Annotated in this window: 13 protein-coding genes and 1 pseudogene; 4 read left to right on the forward strand and 10 right to left on the reverse strand. The window is 46.0% G+C overall.

Annotation, left to right across the window (positions count from 1 at the left end):
- Nucleotides 1-101: 101 nt before the first annotated feature.
- A complete protein-coding gene (gene apaG / locus C1H71_RS18140) occupies nt 102-485 on the forward strand; it encodes a Co2+/Mg2+ efflux protein ApaG (RefSeq protein WP_130107819.1) in 384 nt (127 codons plus the stop codon).
- A 100-nt stretch (nt 486-585) separates the two neighbouring features.
- Nucleotides 586-2,355 (forward strand): ABCB family ABC transporter ATP-binding protein/permease, encoded by a 1,770-nt coding sequence (locus C1H71_RS18145; protein WP_130107820.1) that lies wholly within the window; start codon nt 586-588, stop codon nt 2,353-2,355.
- 9 nt (nt 2,356-2,364) lie between these two features.
- Here C1H71_RS18145 and C1H71_RS18150 read toward each other — a convergent pair whose 3' ends face one another.
- The 5 genes from C1H71_RS18150 to dnaE all read right to left on the reverse strand — a co-directional run bounded on the left by C1H71_RS18150 (nt 2,365) and on the right by dnaE (nt 11,148).
- Entirely contained in the window at nt 2,365-2,649 is a 285-nt protein-coding gene (locus C1H71_RS18150; RefSeq protein ID WP_130107821.1) for a hypothetical protein, read from the reverse strand.
- 1,154 nt (nt 2,650-3,803) lie between these two features.
- Nucleotides 3,804-4,961, reverse strand: a complete 1,158-nt coding sequence (gene mltA / locus C1H71_RS18155) for a murein transglycosylase A (protein ID WP_130107822.1) — start codon at nt 4,959-4,961, stop codon at nt 3,804-3,806.
- The gene (locus C1H71_RS18160; RefSeq protein ID WP_130107823.1) at nt 4,958-5,203 is read right to left on the reverse strand and encodes a PhaM family polyhydroxyalkanoate granule multifunctional regulatory protein; all 246 of its coding nucleotides are present in this window, start codon (nt 5,201-5,203) and stop codon (nt 4,958-4,960) included. Before C1H71_RS18160 ends, mltA begins: the two co-directional genes overlap by 4 nt.
- Nucleotides 5,204-5,288: 85 nt before the next feature.
- A complete protein-coding gene (locus C1H71_RS18165; RefSeq protein WP_130107824.1) occupies nt 5,289-7,559 on the reverse strand; it encodes an NADP-dependent malic enzyme in 2,271 nt (756 codons plus the stop codon).
- A 151-nt stretch (nt 7,560-7,710) separates the two neighbouring features.
- Nucleotides 7,711-11,148: a DNA polymerase III subunit alpha gene (gene dnaE, locus C1H71_RS18170; RefSeq protein ID WP_130107825.1), complete on the reverse strand. Its 3,438-nt coding sequence runs from the start codon at nt 11,146-11,148 to the stop codon at nt 7,711-7,713.
- Between the two features lie 239 nt (nt 11,149-11,387).
- On the opposite strand from dnaE, the gene C1H71_RS18175 reads away from it, so the two are divergent.
- Together C1H71_RS18175 and C1H71_RS18180 are read left to right on the forward strand one after the other, a co-directional pair.
- Nucleotides 11,388-11,573 carry a putative motility protein gene (locus C1H71_RS18175; RefSeq protein ID WP_130107826.1) on the forward strand — a complete coding sequence of 62 codons (186 nt, stop codon included), beginning with the start codon at nt 11,388-11,390 and terminating at the stop codon, nt 11,571-11,573.
- A 119-nt stretch (nt 11,574-11,692) separates the two neighbouring features.
- Nucleotides 11,693-12,259, forward strand: a complete 567-nt coding sequence (locus tag C1H71_RS18180; RefSeq protein ID WP_130107827.1) for a phasin family protein — start codon at nt 11,693-11,695, stop codon at nt 12,257-12,259.
- Nucleotides 12,260-12,714: 455 nt separating this feature from the next.
- Here C1H71_RS18180 and C1H71_RS18185 read toward each other — a convergent pair whose 3' ends face one another.
- The 5 genes and pseudogenes from C1H71_RS18185 to C1H71_RS18205 all read right to left on the reverse strand — a co-directional run bounded on the left by C1H71_RS18185 (nt 12,715) and on the right by C1H71_RS18205 (nt 17,877).
- Nucleotides 12,715-13,140, reverse strand: a complete 426-nt coding sequence (locus C1H71_RS18185; RefSeq protein ID WP_130107828.1) for a CZB domain-containing protein — start codon at nt 13,138-13,140, stop codon at nt 12,715-12,717.
- Nucleotides 13,141-13,560: 420 nt separating this feature from the next.
- Nucleotides 13,561-15,060 carry a lysine--tRNA ligase gene (gene lysS, locus C1H71_RS18190; RefSeq protein ID WP_130107829.1) on the reverse strand — a complete coding sequence of 500 codons (1,500 nt, stop codon included), beginning with the start codon at nt 15,058-15,060 and terminating at the stop codon, nt 13,561-13,563.
- A gap of 63 nt (nt 15,061-15,123) precedes the next feature.
- A pseudogene (locus tag C1H71_RS22045) lies at nt 15,124-15,482 on the reverse strand (GxxExxY protein).
- Nucleotides 15,483-15,610: 128 nt separating this feature from the next.
- Nucleotides 15,611-16,714 carry a peptide chain release factor 2 gene (gene prfB, locus C1H71_RS18200; protein WP_130107830.1) on the reverse strand — a complete coding sequence of 368 codons (1,104 nt, stop codon included), beginning with the start codon at nt 16,712-16,714 and terminating at the stop codon, nt 15,611-15,613.
- Between the two features lie 386 nt (nt 16,715-17,100).
- Nucleotides 17,101-17,877: a hypothetical protein gene (locus tag C1H71_RS18205; protein WP_130107831.1), complete on the reverse strand. Its 777-nt coding sequence runs from the start codon at nt 17,875-17,877 to the stop codon at nt 17,101-17,103.
- Nucleotides 17,878-18,138 lie beyond the last annotated feature (261 nt).

The following is an 18,138-nucleotide window of genomic DNA, read 5'->3' on the forward strand; positions in this document are numbered from 1 at the left end:
CTCCATTTCAGGGTATATCACTCATTTTAACGGATACCTTACCTCTGTAGCCTTGAGCTTGGTAATATTCTCTTCATCAATGACCACAAGAACCGTAAAGAATGAGTGATTCTCCTGTTTATAGCGTGTTGGTTCACGCCGAAGCATTTTATCTTCCAGAGCAATCGGATGAGGTGGCAGACCGTTATGCCTTTGCCTACCGTATTACGATTACGAACACCGGCACCGCCGCAGCTCAGTTATTGAGCCGGCACTGGGTGATTACCGATATGGAGGATCGCATACAAGAAGTGCAAGGTGACGGAGTCGTTGGCGAGCAGCCGGTGTTAGAGCCAGGTCAGCATTTTGAATATATGAGCAGCGCCAGCATTGCAACACCTGTAGGCTCGATGCAGGGTAATTACCGGATGCAAGCTGCAGATGGTAATCAGTTTGATGCAGAAATCCCCTCGTTTGTGCTGGCCATGCCGCGCATATTGCATTAACGGCTGCGACGATAACAGGGAGCAAATGGGCTGACATACCACTTTGCTTGTTTATTTTGGGCGTTGAGTCATATCAACGCCCTCATTTATTTGGAATCACATGACGCAAACTCGTCGAAATGATTGGCAAACACTGTCCACTCTTTTGCCCTATCTTTGGCAATATAAAACTCGGGTTATTTTGGCTTTATCACTGTTGATTTTTGCCAAATTTGCCAATGTCTCTATTCCCTTGGTATTAAAAGAGATTGTGGATGGTTTAGATCCTAAACATGCGCCACTGGTTTTGCCGTTGAGTCTTGTGCTTAGTTATGGCGCATTGCGGCTTTGCGCCTCAGTATTGGGTGAAATGCGCGATGCGGTGTTTGCTAAAGTCACGCAAGGCGCTATTCGTAAAGTGGCGATGCAGGTATTTGAGCATTTGCACCGTTTAAGTTTACGTTTTCATCTAGAGCGCCAAACAGGCGGAATGAGCCGTGATATTGACCGCGGCACGAAAGGGATTTCTTTTTTACTGAATTTCACCCTCTTTAATATTTTGCCAACGCTGGTCGAAATTTTTCTAGTGGCAGCTATTTTATTAAAAAAATACGATGTTTGGTTTTCGGTGATTACCTTTGGCACCATTGTTTTATATATTGTATTTACCCTTGGCATGACTGAATGGCGTATGCATTTCCGCCGCACCATGAATGATATGGATTCAAAGGCCAATACGCGTGCAGTAGATAGCTTGTTAAATTATGAAACAGTGAAGTACTTTAATAATGAGCGCTGGGAGGCCGATCGTTACAATGCTAGCCTAAAAGTATGGGAAACCGCGGCCGTTAAAAACCAAGTTTCATTGTCGTTTTTAAATGCAGGGCAAGCGATTATTATTGCGCTGGGCGTCACATTATTGGTGGGCTTGGCCGCAGATGGTGTAGTAAAAGGTACGATGACGCTGGGTGATTTAGTCTTAGTGAATGCTTTTTTATTGCAGCTCTACGCGCCACTTAATTTTCTTGGCTTTGTATATCGTGAAATCAAACATTCTTTGGCCGACATGGAGAAAATGTTTAATTTAATGGGCCAGAATGCCGAAGTTAAAGACATAGAAGCCGCACAGATATTAAATACGCAATCCGCGTCTATTCGTTTTGATCATGTTGATTTCTCTTATGAATCTAATCGGCAGATTTTGCATGCTGTGAGTTTTGATATCCCCGCAGGTAAAACGGTAGCCGTAGTTGGTAGCTCTGGCGCAGGCAAATCAACACTATCCCGATTGCTTTATCGTTTTTATGACGTGAGCCAAGGAGGGATAAGCATTAATGGTGTTGATGTGCGCAAGCTTAATCAAATTAGTTTGCGTGCGCATATTGGAATTGTGCCGCAAGATACGGTGCTCTTTAATGACAGTATTTATTACAATATTGCCTATGGCCAGCCAAGTGCTAACCGTAATGAAGTGATTCAAGCGGCTAAGTCTGCACATATATACGAGTTTATTCAATCTCTGCCAGAGGGCTTTGATACCTTGGTCGGTGAGCGCGGTCTAAAACTATCGGGCGGAGAAAAGCAGCGCGTTGCAATTGCGCGCACCATTCTTAAAAACCCACCTATTTTAATTTTTGATGAAGCCACTTCTGCACTTGATTCTCGTACTGAAAAAGCAATTCAAGCCGAGCTTAAAGAAATCTCTACAAATCGCACCACTTTAATTGTTGCCCATCGCTTATCTACAATAGCGGAAGCCGATGAAATCCTTGTTATGGAGCAAGGAGAAATCGTTGAGCGAGGCCGTCATCGCGATTTATTAGAGCTAGGTGCCCATTACGCCAGAATGTGGCAGCTGCAACAAGGCGATGAAGAGGTCAGTATCGATTAAGATGTCTTATTAAAACGCAGACCATGGTGATCGAGTGGTTTGCGCTTTAAGAGCGACTTCTTCAACTACCCATTCATATAAAGCATCAGGATCAATTGCAAGTTGCCTTGCTTTGACGCTAATTTTTTCCCAAGCAGCACGTCTTAATTGTTGGCGTGCTAGCTTCTTTGCTAAGGCGGACTCATCAGTTTGGCGCATTGTGTGCCAAGCTTCTGGCTCTGGCCGCTCCTCATCTGGGCTATAAAACAAAACCGAAGGGTGAGGGAGTGGTTTTTTTTGATTTAAGTCTTTCAAACTTCTTTATACCTTTTGAAGGGCCATTTCTAAGAATGGTTACTTATCGATGATTCGATTAGAAGAGAAACAAAGCTGCTCTCTTCAAATATCGTAAAAATGGCAATTTTAAATTAAAGCCGCAAAAAATACATGCGATCAGCGGGCTGGTGCATTTATTAAAATGAGTTGCTTAGATTTATCTTTATAAATGCATATTAATTTTTTTATTACAATAAAAAAATACAAAGACCAAATGCTATTTAGACTTGGCAAATTGAGGGCCTTAGGTCGGAGTGCCGATCAGGTTTGCATAGATTGCATCTCTTGCGAGATTAGCTTTCATTGATTGGCTCAGATTGTATAAGGCTCTTACATTTATTGCACCAACTCTATAGCTAAGTGGGTAAAAAAACCGAAAAAACATCGGTTTTTGTAAGGGTTTAATCTGGGATGTCTTGTTGCTTTCTAGGGTAAAAGTTTCACGTAAATTTATAACAGTAAAACACCTAGGGTAGAGACAAGGTGCCTGTGATATTTATAGCATAGCTTATAACGGTTGTTCGTTTTTTTGTTTTGATTTTATTCAATTATAAAAGCGCAGTTGAGGCTTAAATTTAAATGCTGGCCAAGATGTGCAAGGTGGTTTTTTGTTTCTCCTTGGTGGTTTGTTTAGATTGTCCATTGTTGATGATACAAAGATCATGCCGTCTTGCTTTGCGTTGCCTTATTGTTCGTAAGAAATTGGAAAGAATACGTACAAAATTTTAATTTACGCCATAATGCGCATTTGGCATAAAGTATAAATCTATATAAGGACTAGGGTCTGTTGACGTTTCATTTACAATTGCGGCAAGCCGGAAAACGGCTAGGCACAAGGCATGTCATGAAGGCAATAACGGGTTATTATCGAGGAGCATCACGCAGTGAATGGCCGTTTCTCGGCTCAGCCCTTCGGGTTGGCTGTATTTTAGGGGCGGTATGGCATTAAAAGACGCTCATGGTGCTCGTACCATGAACGTCTTTTGCCTTGTTCAGCCCCAAAACTGTAGCCAACGCAGTAGAGAATGAAACGCCAACAAACACTAGGTTTCGATTGCCACTTTTAATTACTTAGTCAATTAAATGTTGGTACGTTGTTGAAATGCATACAACATAAAAGCCGGTATTTAATTTTACAAAGGCAAAGGGTGGTCTTTAGGCCATAAGAGCCAAAGCTGCCCATTTTGCTTCATCTTCCCCGCTAATTCTCCCGCAGCATCTCCTGTCCCCCAAAAGAAATCAGCACGTACCGAGCCTCGAATCGCTCCGCCCGTATCTTGGGCGGCAACAAGGCGGTGTATTCCTCCGCCATTATCTGGTCTATCGGTGGCAATAAAAGCCATGCTTCCAAGCGGAATTGTATTTTTATCCACGGCAATGCTAAAGCCTGCTGTTAGCGGGATATTTTGCGCGCCAATCGGCCCGTCATTAGAGGCAGGTAATATACGGAAAAAAACATAACTGGGGTTGCTATTGAGCAAGGTTTCTACGCGGTTTGGATGGCTATCGGCCCAGCTTCTGATGGTTTGCATTGAAACATCAGCAGCTTTTAATTCGCCTTGTTCAACCAACCAGCGGCCAACGGGCTTGTAAGGATGGCCATTTTGATCCGCGTAACCAAGTCGCAGCTCTTTGTTATCACTAAGGCGCACTCTGCCAGAGCCTTGAATTTGTAAAAACTGCACATCCATTGAGCTTTCTAACCATGCTAATACTGGTGCATCGATATTTTTTTGAACAATGTCAGCGCGGCTGTAGTAGGGCTGTAATTTATTGCCGACAAGACGGCCACGTAAACGCTTACCTTTAAGCTCCGGATAAAGCTCGGCCAGCTCTACCGTAATCATGTCTTTGGGGGTGGCATAAACGGGGTAGCGTGCTTGAGTGCTCTGCAGCAAGCTGCCTGGATAAATTGGCTCGTAATAACCAGTAATTAGGCCAGTTTGACTGCCATCTGGATTGCTTAATTGATAAGGCGTAAAGCGGGATTCAATAAAAGCGAGCGCGGCAGAGGCGGGGAGGTTTTTAGCTTCTTCGCATAAGCCAAGCCAAGGTTCATTTTTAAGTTTGGCGCAAGATTTTTGCCATGTTGCAAAGCTGGTGGCTAAATCATCACCAGGCCAATTGGGCAAGGCCTGCCAATCATTGCGCTGATATGGGCTAGTCGTTGTAGTGGGTACGGTTTGTTCCGGCGCGGTGGTGGGGGCTGGAACGGGCGTTGCGCAGGCAGTAAAAAGCCCCGCAACAAATGCCGCAAGGCAAAGGATACGGGTGGAGCGAAAATAAATCATGGTTCCTTGGGATCGAGTCCTTGTTTAAAAGCGGTAATGCCTGCTTTTTGTATTTCTAAGGCTTTGACGGTCATTTGCAGCATACCCACTTGCATAGAGAGCCACTGCTCTACGGTACGACATTCTGCAATTTTTTTATCTATCTCTTCGATAGACATGGGGGGTGAAAAAGGGTTCCCTGAGGTAGGTTTAAAAAACTGGGAAAACAAAGCAAAAGGATCGTTTGGGTTGTATTCGCTCATTGTGTTTCCTTTATGCGGGGCCGCTTAGATAGAGGGGGGGCTAAGGCAAAAAACACCTCACCCACCCCACATTACCGTGCGTTGTTTAGTCTTTTGCCGCAGCTTCAACCGCAGCTAAGGCTGCCATATTAACGATACGACGTACCGACGCCGTTGGTGTGAGAATATGCACCGGAGCGGCTAAACCCATTAACATCGGCCCAATCGTCACGCCATCCCCACAAGTCATTTTCAACAAATTGAAAGAGATATTTGCGGAGTCGAGATTAGGCATAATCAATAGATTCGCCTCACCTTTAAGCGTGGAGTTTGGGAAAACCTGTTGGCGCACAGTGCCAGAAAGCGCCGCATCGCCGTGCATTTCCCCGTCCACTTCTAAATCAGGCGCACGCTCGCGCAAGATGGCTAAAGTTGCACGCATCTTACGGGACGAAGGCGTATCCATACTGCCAAAGTTAGAGTGGCTTAAGAGCGCCACCTTAGGCTGTATGCCAAATTTACGCACCGTATCCGCCGCCATGATCGTAATTTCAGCAAGTTCTTCAGGGTTTGGATCGTGGTTAACGTAGGTGTCAGTAATGAATACATTGCCGGTAGGCAGTAATAGGGCATTCATTGCCGCAGTAACTTTTGCGCCACTTTGCAAGCCAAGAACATTGCTAACATACCAGTGATGGCGTTGATATTGGCCGTAAGTACCGCAAATCATTGCATCGGCTTCGCCACGCTTGAGCATTAAAGCGCCAATCAGTGTGGTTTTGCGGCGAACTTCTGCTTTTGCTAACTCTTCAGCAACACCGCGACGCTCCATAATAGAGTGATATTGCATCCAATATTCGCGATAGCGCGGGTCGTCTTCTTGATTGCACAACTCAAAATCAACGCCAGCCTTGATACGTAAACCGAGTTTTTCAATACGGTTTTCAATAATTGCAGGCCGTCCAATGATAATAGGGCGGCAAACGCCCATATCTACCACTTCTTGTACCGCATGCAAGACGCGTTCGTCTTCACCTTCGCAGAAAATAACTCGTTTATTGGCTTTTTTCGCAGCAGTAAATACGGGACGCATAAATAAGTTAGACTTATAAACAAACTGCGTCAATTCTTCGATGTACACGCTCCAATCTTCAATCGGGCGAGTCGCCACGCCAGATTCCATTGCTGCACGGGCAACCGCAGGTGCAATTTTGATAATTAAGCGAGGGTCGAAAGGTTTTGGAATCAAATAATCTGGGCCAAAGCTCAGATTTTGCCCGCCGTAAGCATCCGCTACCACATCAGATTGCTCCGCATGGGCGAGTTCTGCAATGGCGTTGACGGCCGCGTGCTTCATTTCTTCGTTGATGGTGGTTGCGCCAACATCGAGTGCACCACGGAAAATAAACGGGAAACAAAGTACATTGTTTACTTGATTTGGATAATCTGAGCGGCCAGTACACACAATGGCATCGCTACGCGCAGCGCGCGCATCAGGCGGGGTGATTTCTGGGTCAGGATTGGCTAAAGCCAAGATCAGCGGTGTAGCAGACATCCGCTGTATCATGTCGCCCGTCACTAGGCCAGCGCCAGACAGACCTAAGAAAATATCTGCGCCAACAAGCGCTTCTTTTAAGGTGCGGGCTTCGGTGGTTTGGGCATAGCGCTGCTTGGTTTCATCCAAGGGGCCGCGTCCAACATAGATCACGCCTTTAGAATCGCAAACCGTCACATTGCTACGTGTCACACCGAGTGAAACCAGTAGATCCAGACAAGCAATCGCAGCTGCACCAGCGCCTGAAGCGACCAGCTTTACGTCTGAAATCTTCTTGCCAATTAAGCGCAGGCCGTTTTTAACTGCCGCGCCAACAATAATGGCCGTGCCGTGCTGATCATCGTGGAAAACGGGGATATTCATCCGTTCACGTAGCATTTTTTCTACGTAAAAGCACTCAGGCGCTTTAATATCTTCTAAATTAATCCCACCGAAAGTTGGCTCTAATGATGCAATGATTTCAACGAGCTTTACAGGGTCTTTTTCTTCAATTTCAATATCAAAAACATCAATGCCGGCAAATTTTTTAAATAAAACGCCTTTGCCTTCCATGACCGGCTTGCTGGCTAACGGGCCAATATCACCCAAGCCAAGTACTGCAGTGCCATTGGTGATGACCGCAACTAAATTGCCGCGCGCGGTCAGGTTGCGAGCTTCGCTAGGGTCTTCAACGATGGCATCGCATGCAGCCGCAACACCAGGTGAGTAAGCCAGTGCTAGATCACGTTGGCTAGATAATGCCTTGGTTGGCATAACCTGAATTTTACCTGGCTTAGGAAAGCGGTGATATTCGAGGGCTTTCTTGCGAATTTCTTCGTCCATATTTGTATCCCTTGTCAAAAGTGTTGTTCTGTAGAACGTGTGTATGCTCTCGCATCAATGCTTATTAGGTCTTGTTCTATGCACGCTTCTAAGTAGATGCTTTCTTTAAGCATGTTGTAATCAGGAGTTTCAGTAGTTGTTATAATTAAGTTTAAAACTTAATAGAAACGCCTTCATTGCCTAGCCAGCTTTTCAATTCTGCCAGCAATTCATCGCGCAATGTTATTCGCCAGCTTTCACCCAAAGACATGATGCACGCAGCATCGGTATTTTGGTAATCCACTTCAACCGGGCATTCGCCGCCGCGATGTAATGTTAGCAAGCTTTTAAGGCGCTGAGCATCCATGCCTTGCCGCATGGCTAATGTCATGCTGCGTGCAAAACGGCTACGTGCTTCGGCAATATCATAGATGGTATCGGCAATGATTCGTAAGCCTCCTGAAAAGCGATCTTCTGAAACCTTGCCCTCGATCACTAAGAGTGTGTCTTCTTTGATTTTGTTCCGGTTGGCTTCAAAAACCTCGGAGTAAACCGTCACATCTCGGCGCGACTTTCCATCATCTAAAGTCACAAAAGCCATGCGGCCACGATCACCATTTTTAATCCGCAAGGCACTTACAATGCCAGTAATCATTTGTGGCGTACGGCTTGGCTCTAAACGCTCTAAAGACGATTTAATGAATTGACGAATCCCTTTGGCGTGCGCATCAAAAGGGTGGCCGGAGATATAAAAACCAACGGCATTTTTTTCTTCGGCAAACTTTACTCGCTCATCCCACTCTGGCACTTCAAGCATGGCCACTTGCGGCACATCAACCGCTTCTAGCATGTCAAACAGGCTAGATTGATTTTTGTTGGCCGCTTCACTTTCGGCCAAAGCCATGGCTTGTTCTACATTGGCCATCAGGCGAGCGCGGTGCGGGTCGATTTTATCGAAGGCCCCGGCACGGATCAGGGCTTCTAAGGTGCGTTTGTTGACTTCGCGCTTTTCAGTGCGACGGCAAAAATCATATAAATTGGTGAAGGGGCCGTTGGCCTCGCGCTCACGTACAATCATCTGTACGGCGGATTCCCCTACACCCTTGATCGCACCGAGTGCGTAGCGGATTTCCTTGCGTGAAACCGGTACAAACTTATGAAAACTATGGTTAACATCGGGCGGCAATAAAATCAGCTTATTAGTTTCAACACTATCGTCATAAAACACTTTGAGCTGATCGGTGTTGTCGAGTTCCGAGCTCATGGTGGCGGCCATAAAGGCCGCGCAATGATGCGCTTTTAACCATGCGGTGTGGTAGGAAACCACCGCATAGGCTGCCGTGTGGGATTTATTAAACCCATACTCGGCAAATTTAGCCATCAAATCAAACAGCTGCTCTGCAAGCTTCGGATCGTAGCCTTTTAGCGCCGCACCTTGAGCGATTTTCTCGCGGTGCTCGGCCATCTCCTCTGCTTTTTTCTTCCCCATTGCGCGGCGTAACATATCCGCGCCACCGAGGGTGTAGCCGCCGATAATCTGCGAGATCTGCATTACCTGTTCTTGATACACGATCACGCCGTAAGTTGGATCGAGGCACGCCGTTAGGTCGGGGTGGAAGTAATCAACTTCTTCAAGTTTATTCTTACGGTTGATAAAAGTATCAACCATGCCTGAGCCCAGTGGGCCAGGGCGATAGAGCGCCAATACCGCAATAATATCTTCAAAACGATCGGGTTTTAGCTTGGCCAAAAGGCGCTTCATACCGTCCGATTCCACCTGAAATACGGCGGTGGTATTGGCATCCCTAAATATTTTGTAAGCAGCGGGGTCTTCAAAGCCCAAGAGCATTAAGTCGGGCGCGCTGCCTTCCATGGTGCGAATGTAATTGAGCGCTAGCTCGATAATGGTTAAGTTGCGTAAGCCCAAAAAGTCGAACTTGACCAAGCCTACTTTTTCAACGTCGTCTTTATCTAGCATCGAAACCGGCGCGGAATCCGCACCGGATGCGAGGTAAATCGGGCAAAAATCGGTGATTTTACCAGGCGCAATCAAGACGCCCCCAGCGTGCATGCCGATATTACGCGTTAGGCCTTCAAGTTTTTTGGCTAAGACCCACAGCTCTTTGACTTCGTCTTCGTTTTCTACGCGCTGCTTTAAGATCGGTTCCATTTCTAGCGCGTCATCAAGGCTGTACTGTTTGCCAGGCGCGGCAGGGATGAGCTTGGATAAGCCATCACAAAACATATACGGCAGATCTAATACGCGGCCAACATCGCGCACGACGGCTTTGGCGGCCATCGTCCCGAAAGTGGCAATTTGGCTGACCGCCTCAACGCCGTATTTTTCACGCACGTATTCGATCACTCGCCAGCGGTTTTCTTGGCAAAAGTCGATGTCGAAATCGGGCATGGAAACGCGTTCTGGGTTCAAAAAACGCTCGAACAGCAGGGCGTAGGCGGTGGGGTCGATATCCGTAATGCCAAGGCTGTAAGCCACTAAAGAGCCTGCACCCGAGCCGCGGCCAGGGCCAACTGGACAGCCGTTGCGTTTTCCCCAGTAAATAAAATCGGCCACGATCAAAAAGTAGCCAGGGAAGCCCATTTGTACGATGGTGTCGGTTTCAAACTTAAGCCGCTCTAGATAGCGCGGGCGCTCTGAATCACGTTTTGCCTGATCTGGATAGAGCAGCAGTAGCCGCTCTTCTAAGCCACGTTTGGCCTCAAAAATCAGGAAGTCATCAAGCGTCATCCCTTCTGGTGTTGGGAAATCCGGTAGATAGTTCTTACCCAAGACAATGGTTAAATTACAACGCTCGGCAATGGCAACCGAATTAAGTAATGCCTCTGGAATATCTGCGAATAACTTGGCCATTTCTGCGGCAGATTTAAAGTATTGCTCTTCGGTAAACAAGCGCGGGCGGCGTTTATCCGACACCATATTGCCCTCGGCAATACAAACGCGGGCTTCGTGCGCTTTGTAGTCATCCCTATCCATAAATTGCACGGGATGGGTGGCAACCACCGGCAGGTCAAGATCAGAGGCTAAATCTAAATGACCTTGCAAGCTCGGTTCGGCACTAGGGAAGCCCGTGCGTTGTAGCTCAAGATAAAAACTATCGGGGAATGTATCTGCCCACCAGCGCGCAGCGGCTAGCGCCGCATCGTATTGGCCGCCGATTAATAGTTGGCCAATTTCACCTAAAGCAGCACCAGATAAGCAGATGAGCGGGCTATTATCGCCTTCCGTTAGCCATTCTTTTTTAAGCTCAGCACGGCCACGATATTGATTGTTGCGAAAGGCGTTAGATAATAGATCGCAAAGGCGACCATAACCTGCTCGGTTTTTACAAATTAATAGGACGCGAAAGGGCGCATCTCTCTCGTCGGGGTTCTCTACCCAAGCATCAATCCCCACAATGGGCTTGATCCCCGCTTCGCGGCAAGCCTTATAGTGTTTGACGATGCCAAAGAGGTTCATTAAATCCGAAACCCCAAGCGCAGGCATACCTCCAGATTTAGCGGCTTTAACCGCATCATCTAGGCGTACGATGCCGTCGGTAACTGAAAACTCGGAGTGGAGGCGTAAATGGATAAAGGAGGGCAAATTCATCCGTGCATTTTATCACTCAAAAGCCATATCGCCACTCAAAGATGAAGTAGATTATTTCACGCTCTAAACGGCGAGCTATAAACCAAAACTCGGTTGACATTTTTTGGAGATTAAAGCGCAAATACTGGAGATTATTGATGTTTGTAAAGCATGCAGTGCTAACTGTAAAACAAACCGCCAATGCGGCTAACAAAGACTATAGTGACGGAACTCCAAATCATTTTTCAAATAGGTGACCTATGGATGTTTCAACCGTAAGCGCTGGCGCTAGTGCCACCACTCAAAATGCAGCGGCCTTGCTCATGGCCAAAAAATCAAACGATATTCAGGCGCAATCTGCGCTCAGTTTGCTTGCTGCCGTACCTGATGCACCTAAATACAACAATCCATCAGGTCTAGGAAATAGCGTAGATACAAGAGCTTAGCTGGGTTTTTTGCTAACAAATAGAATATTTTGCTGCACCGCACAAAATGGTTTGACTCTCCGTGTTTATTGCTCGCATAATGAATTGCATTGTTGCACTGCACAACCGGAGAGATCACCATGTTCAAAGACCTATTTAAAGCCCCACAATTCAATCCCTCACAATTTGCTGACTTTGGCCAAGCCAATTTGGACAAATCACTTCGCTTTACCAATATCGCTTTAAGCAGCGTAGAGCGTTTGGTTAATCTGCAAATTGGTATCACTCGTGATTTGATCGCTGAGCACGCAGAAACAACTAAAGCATTGTCTGGTGTAAAAGATGTTCAAGGTTTGGTAGCGTTTCAACGTCAACTGGCTCAGCCATCTGTTGAAAAAAGCCTGTCTGTAGCTCGTAATGTATTTGATGCGGCGAGCGCAACTCAGCAAGAGCTGAACAGCCTAATCGAAGAGCAAGTTTTAGAATTTAATAAAAACTTACTTGCTACTCTAGATAAAGCCACTGCAAATGCACCTGCTGGCTCTGGCGTTGCTGTAAATGCACTACGCAACGTGGTTGAAACTGCAAGTAATACATACGATGCAGTATCTAAAACCAGCCAAAAAATTGCATCAGAATTAGTAAGTGCAACTGTAAATGCCGCTGAAGCTGGCGCGAAAGTAGTCAACACCAAAGCAACTGCTTAAATTATTAAATAAAAAAGCCGCTCTCTATTATATAGAGAGCGGCTTTTTTATGGGCGTTATATAATAACAGGGCTTTGCTTTACTCTGCACTAACTTGCATCTATTCGAGCTTAAAGCGCCAAGTCTCGAGTGGTCATAAACTCGCTGAGTAAATAACTCAGTTAGCTAATGGTTATTTGTTAAATTAACCTAATTATATCTCTTGCTTCGGAACCCTTGATTTAGTGACCTGCGCGGCATTGCTAACTTCAGACGATTCAATTGGTTTTGGCATGGAGCGCCCTTATTTCGCACGTATCTTACTCTGCCCGGATCATGCGCGTGCGGAAGCTGGGTTGAGCAAGAGACATAATCAGGTACATGAATAAGCTAAACCAACATACTTTAATTTGGAGGTTTAGCTGCGTTGCAATACCTGTATTGTGCTGGCTATTATTTTCTAGGCTAATATATTTTTAAAATGATGTATGCCGCTTCATCGAATCAAGGATAAAAACGACTTTTTCTGAAATAAGTTTATATTCATTTTCAAATGCAGAGTTGGCCTGTTCTTTTTTTCCAAGCCTGCTTAAGATAACAACATTGCCCGCGGAGTAATGAAATTTTTTATGTGCGGCTAATAATGTTTTGTATTGTTCCGTACTTCGAATGCTTGATGTTTTATCGCTGTAAATCCACTTACCAAGATCACATTTGTCATCGCATGAGATAATGTCTGGATCAAGATTTTCTGTTGAGTTTTCTGATAAATAAAGTTCAAGCCTATTCTTCCAATTTTGGTGGGCATTTATTGCAGCGTCTAAATCAAGGCCAAGTTCCCAAGGTTCGTAGGTATCTATTTTTGATTTTTCTTTTCCGAAAAAATAACTAAATATTCCCATGGTATGGCATTCCTTTTTTTAAACATTTTTGAATTTTATTATAGGGTGCTTTGTAAGCAAAAAACAACGATTTGACCAGTTAATATTGCCATGCGTATGATTCCTTTATGCTTTTGCATTATAAATGGGTGTTCCTATATTAAGATATAGGATTAATCTGAAAAGTATATAGGAAATGGCCTATTTTCTATGTCATTAAGAAGATTAAATAGTTAGGTGTTAAGCGCGGGTATTGGCAGGGTATGAATGGCTTTCTATAGGTGTATTTTATCCCAAATGGCATTTAATAATGAAGTTAGGCGGCGAGTTGCTGTGGTTAGGGCGTAGTATAAAAAAATAACCAAACAAACCCATAAAAACTAAAAACTCCACATATGCAAATACATATATGGAGTTGTGTTGGTTTTTTGATTGTAAAACTTACTCAGGACGCATTTGCGGAAAGAGGATAACGTCGCGAATGCTTGGTGAGTCGGTTAGCAACATCACAAGGCGATCGATACCAATGCCGCAGCCGCCGGTTGGGGGCATGCCGGATTCTAGGGTGCGGATGTAGTCTGCATCGAAATGCATGGCCTCATCGTCCCCAGCGTCTTTTTGCTCAACTTGGGCCATAAAGCGTTCGGCTTGATCTTCTGGGTCATTCAACTCAGAGTAACCATTGGCGTGTTCACGGCCAACCATAAACAGCTCGAAGCGCTCGGTAATGCCTGGCTTGCTGTCATTGGCGCGGGCCAGCGGGGAGACTTCGGCTGGGTAGTCGATAATAAAGGTTGGCTCCCACAGCTTGGCTTCGGTGTTTTCTTCAAACAGGGCCAGTTGCAATGCACCTACGCCTGCGATTGGCATCGGCTTACCGCCTAAACGAACTACCTCAGCCGCTAAGAAAGCTTGATCGTTCAGTTGCTCGTCTGTGTATTCTGGGTTGTAAGCTTTGATCGAGCCTGCAATGGTGTAGCGGGCAAAGGGCTTAGATAGATCGACTTCTTTACCTTGGTAGGTAATGACCGTGCTACCCGTAGCAAGCTGGGCGCAAGCGCGGATAATGCCTTCAGACATTTCCATCATGCGTTGGTAGTCAGAATACGCTTCGTAGAATTCGATCATGGTGAATTCTGGGTTATGGCGTGTGCTCATGCCTTCGTTACGGAAAGAGCGGTTAATTTCAAATACGCGCTCCATGCCGCCAACGATCAGGCGTTTGAGGTAAAGCTCTGGGGCGATGCGCAGGTAAAGTGGCATATCCAGCGCATTGTGATGCGTTACAAATGGCTTGGCTGTTGCGCCACCAGGGATGCCATGCATCATTGGGGTTTCAACTTCCAAGTAGCTTTCAGCAACCATGTAATCGCGGATGCATTGAACGATTTTAGAGCGCTTAATAAAAGTAGCGCGGCTTAAATCATTAGTAATCAAATCTAAATGGCGCTGACGATAGATTTGCTCTTGGTCTGCAAGGCCATGGTGTTTGTCTGGAAGAGGGCGTAAAGATTTAGTCAGTAAACGCAATTCTGTGACTTGGATCGACAGCTCGCCAGTATTGGTTTTCATTAGCGTGCCACGGGCAGCGATAATATCGCCCATATCCCATGTCTTAAAGCTGTCGTAAAGATCTTCGCCCACTTTATCTTTGCTGATGAAAAACTGAATGCGGCCGGTGGAATCTTGCACGGTGGCAAAGCTGGCTTTACCCATCACGCGTTTGAGCATCATGCGGCCAGCAACCGCTACGCTGACTTGAGCGGCTTCCATGTCGGCTTTTTCAAGCTCGCCATACTTAGCTTGCAAATCGCCCGCCATGTTTTCCCGTTTAAAATCATTCGGGTAAGCCACGCCAGCTGCGCGTAAGGCGGTCAACTTGGCGCGGCGTTCCGCGATAATTTGGTTTTCATCTTGCTGGATAATTTGTTCTTCGGACATTTAATTTAAACCCCAAGTCTGTAGACACAGAGAACAGGAAGAACACAGAGCACACTGAGAAAATCACAGTGTGAGTCTGCGAATCCCGTCTTTTAGTAATTTGCTATTAAAGTTGATTAATAATCCGATTTTGCATTGAGTTAATCGCATATAAGTGAGTAACTGGGCCTGATGCAATGGCAGAAAATTTTCAACCGCTTTAAGCTCAGTAATTAATTCTTTATTTACCCAAATATCCATTTTGAAAGCGTTTTCAATATGGATATTTTATAATCCAATGCCACAAAACACTGTCGCTCGGTTCTTAAGCCGCATAAACGCAATTCATAATCAAGGCACTCTTCATAAGTGCTTTCAAGTAAACCCGGCCCAAGCGATTTATGCGCTTCAAGCGCTGCACCAATGACAATTTTGCTCAGCATTTAAAGCACCCCCCAAAGGTCTGTAGTACACATAATCAGCAGGGTTCCTGCCTTTACTCGATTTTCTCTGTGTTCTCAGTGTGCTCACAGATCTCTGTGTCTACAGACCTTGGGGGCTTCTAAAATCCTTAAACACCGTGTTTCAAGCTGGCGGCGATGAAGCCTTCTAGGTCGCCGTCCATCACGCCCTTGATGTTGCCGACTTCATAGCTAGTACGCAGGTCTTTGATGCGGCTTTGGTCAAACACATAAGAGCGAATTTGATGACCCCAGCCGATGTCAGCTTTGGTCGCTTCCAGCGATTGCTGTGCTTCCATACGTTTACGCAATTCCAGCTCATACAATTTGGCACGCAGCATTTTCCATGCTTCGTCACGGTTTTTGTGCTGAGAGCGGTCATTCTGGCATTGCACGACGGTATTGGTCGGGATGTGCGTCAAGCGAACCGCAGAGTCGGTTTTATTAATGTGCTGACCACCCGCGCCAGAAGCGCGGTAAGTATCGGTACGTACATCAGCCGGATTGATTTCAATCTCGAAACTGTCGTCCACTTCCGGGTAGACAAACACTGAGGCAAACGAGGTGTGGCGACGATTGTTTGAGTCGTAAGGCGAGCAACGAACCAAGCGATGAACGCCTGTTTCTGTACGCAAAAAGCCGTAAGCGTAGTCGCCGGTAAGTTTGATCGTCGCTTGGCTAATACCCACGATGTCGCCGTCTGACTGCTCCATCACTTCAACGGTAAAGCCTTTACGCTCGCCATAACGGACATACATGCGTAGCAACATGCCCGCCCAGTCTTGCGCTTCAGTACCGCCAGCGCCGGATTGAATGTCGATAAAGCACGGCATTGGATCCATCGGATGATTAAACATCCGGCGAAATTCTAGCTCTTCTACGTGGGTAGAAATGGCATCTACGTCATCAGACACTGCTTGCAAAGTATCGAAGTCGCCTTCTTCCTTGCCCATGTCGAATAAATCTTTAGCGTCAGTAAGACCTGCCAATACTTCATCCAGCACCACAACCACGCCTTCAAGTGCTTTTTTTTCTCGACCTAGCTCTTGTGCTTTTTTCTGATCATTCCAGATGTCTGGGTCTTCCGTCAGACGCACAACTTCTTCAAGTCGATCGCTTTTGCCGGGGTAATCTAAGTATTTGCGGAGTTCTTCGCTGCGAGAGACCAAATCTTCAATCCGGTTCTCGATCTGATTAAGCTGTTCTGCTTCCATGCCTGTGGCTTTGTCCCATAAAGGCGGCTTGCAGCCTGTCGGATTTAAGCGATCGTTGCGAGGGGAAGTTCGGTTTGAGACACATTTCGCGAATTTTTGAGGCGAATAGCGGGCTATTCAACGAAAAAATGCGTGAAATGTGGCCAAATCCGGCTTTTCCGCAGTAGATCAGTCTTAAGTCTGGCAGGCTGCAGACACTAAAGCGCGAAATTATACCGTGAGAGTGGCTCTCAAGGGGAGTCTCAGATGAGAAAATGCTAAAAGTACGATTTATTTGCGGATGCTTACCAAGATAAAACCCAAATCTTGAAATACGAAGGGCGCAATGAAGGCAGAGTTTTACAGAGAAAATAGTTTTTAGAGTCCTTATTGAGAAAGGGGCGGCCTTATACCTGAACAGAGATCTGCGGCAGGCTGACTTGAATTGGGCTGGTATTGCCATCGGCACTATATAAAGCAGGGCTATCGGAGGCTTGTGCTTTGCCGTCCTGTTCTAAGGCGGCGGTGGCATTTTTGAGCGCATTGTCCATGCTGTTTAAGGCATCTTTATAGAGTTCTTTATCTGTTTTGATGTCTTTTTTGCTATTTTGTATTTCTAAAGCCAGCAGTAGCTTGGCTTTTTGCATGACCTTTTTGGCCTCATTCAAAAAAGTACGATCTTCAGTACTCATATTGCTTTTTGTGCTAACTAGCTCTGATGATTTTGATTGTTTCTCTTCCTGCGCCTTGGCTTCTTGCTCTGCTTTTTGTACGGCTTGCGCCGCCTCTTGTCTCGCGTGTTCAGTGCTTTGCCCTGTGTTTTCTTTGGTGGCTTCGGCAGAAGGCGGATTGCTCGCACCCGCAATGTTAGGGGACTGCACCGCGCCGCCGCTATTAAGACCAGCATATTCGGCCACAGCCGCAGCAATTTGCTTGGCCAAGCGTGCCGCAGCGGCCACATTGCTTTTACCTATGCCCGCGAACTTCAACATGCCTTCTAATTGCCGCTTCAGCATATCTAATTTGCTTTTTGCCGCGCTTTTTCGGCTTGCAATTAGATCGAGCTTTGGCATTTTGAATTCAAACGAAGCGCTTTTGGGAGCGCTTTCTTCTGGCTTATTGCTAATACCTTGCCGTATAAGGTTTTGCACGGTGGTTTGCATTACGTCAGCGGTGATTTTCATGGAGCAAACCTTGAGTTTGAAGCGGGTAGTCAGTCTAATTACAGGTATATCGAAGAAAACCCATGAATCTTTAATGTTATTTATTGCGCGGGAAGCTTGGGCGGAGGTGTTCGAAGAGATGATTTAGTTGGTTTTTTGTCAGCATTGTTAAATACGCCTTCTGTTTATTTAAATCGTAGAGCGGGTGCAAGCCGCGAGCAATGCTGAAAAATATGCGGGTTGCACCCGCACTACAAATTATCCTGTTGATTTTGCTGTGGG

Source organism: Iodobacter fluviatilis (assembly GCF_004194535.1).
Lineage (GTDB): Bacteria > Pseudomonadota > Gammaproteobacteria > Burkholderiales > Chitinibacteraceae > Iodobacter > Iodobacter fluviatilis_A.

Bases quoted from the DNA above. Each gene is read 5' to 3' on its own strand.
- apaG (WP_130107819.1), top strand. From the start codon at position 102: ATGAGTGATTCTCCTGTTTATAGCGTGTTGGTTCACGCCGAAGCATTT.
- C1H71_RS18145 (WP_130107820.1), top strand. From the start codon at position 586: ATGACGCAAACTCGTCGAAATGATTGGCAAACACTGTCCACTCTTTTG.
- mltA (WP_130107822.1), bottom strand. From the start codon at position 4,961: ATGATTTATTTTCGCTCCACCCGTATCCTTTGCCTTGCGGCATTTGTT.
- C1H71_RS18160 (WP_130107823.1), bottom strand. From the start codon at position 5,203: ATGAGCGAATACAACCCAAACGATCCTTTTGCTTTGTTTTCCCAGTTT.
- C1H71_RS18165 (WP_130107824.1), bottom strand. From the start codon at position 7,559: ATGGACGAAGAAATTCGCAAGAAAGCCCTCGAATATCACCGCTTTCCT.
- dnaE (WP_130107825.1), bottom strand. From the start codon at position 11,148: ATGAATTTGCCCTCCTTTATCCATTTACGCCTCCACTCCGAGTTTTCA.
- C1H71_RS18175 (WP_130107826.1), top strand. From the start codon at position 11,388: ATGGATGTTTCAACCGTAAGCGCTGGCGCTAGTGCCACCACTCAAAAT.
- C1H71_RS18180 (WP_130107827.1), top strand. From the start codon at position 11,693: ATGTTCAAAGACCTATTTAAAGCCCCACAATTCAATCCCTCACAATTT.
- C1H71_RS18185 (WP_130107828.1), bottom strand. From the start codon at position 13,140: ATGGGAATATTTAGTTATTTTTTCGGAAAAGAAAAATCAAAAATAGAT.
- lysS (WP_130107829.1), bottom strand. From the start codon at position 15,060: ATGTCCGAAGAACAAATTATCCAGCAAGATGAAAACCAAATTATCGCG.
- prfB (WP_130107830.1), bottom strand. From the start codon at position 16,714: ATGGAAGCAGAACAGCTTAATCAGATCGAGAACCGGATTGAAGATTTG.
- C1H71_RS18205 (WP_130107831.1), bottom strand. From the start codon at position 17,877: ATGAAAATCACCGCTGACGTAATGCAAACCACCGTGCAAAACCTTATA.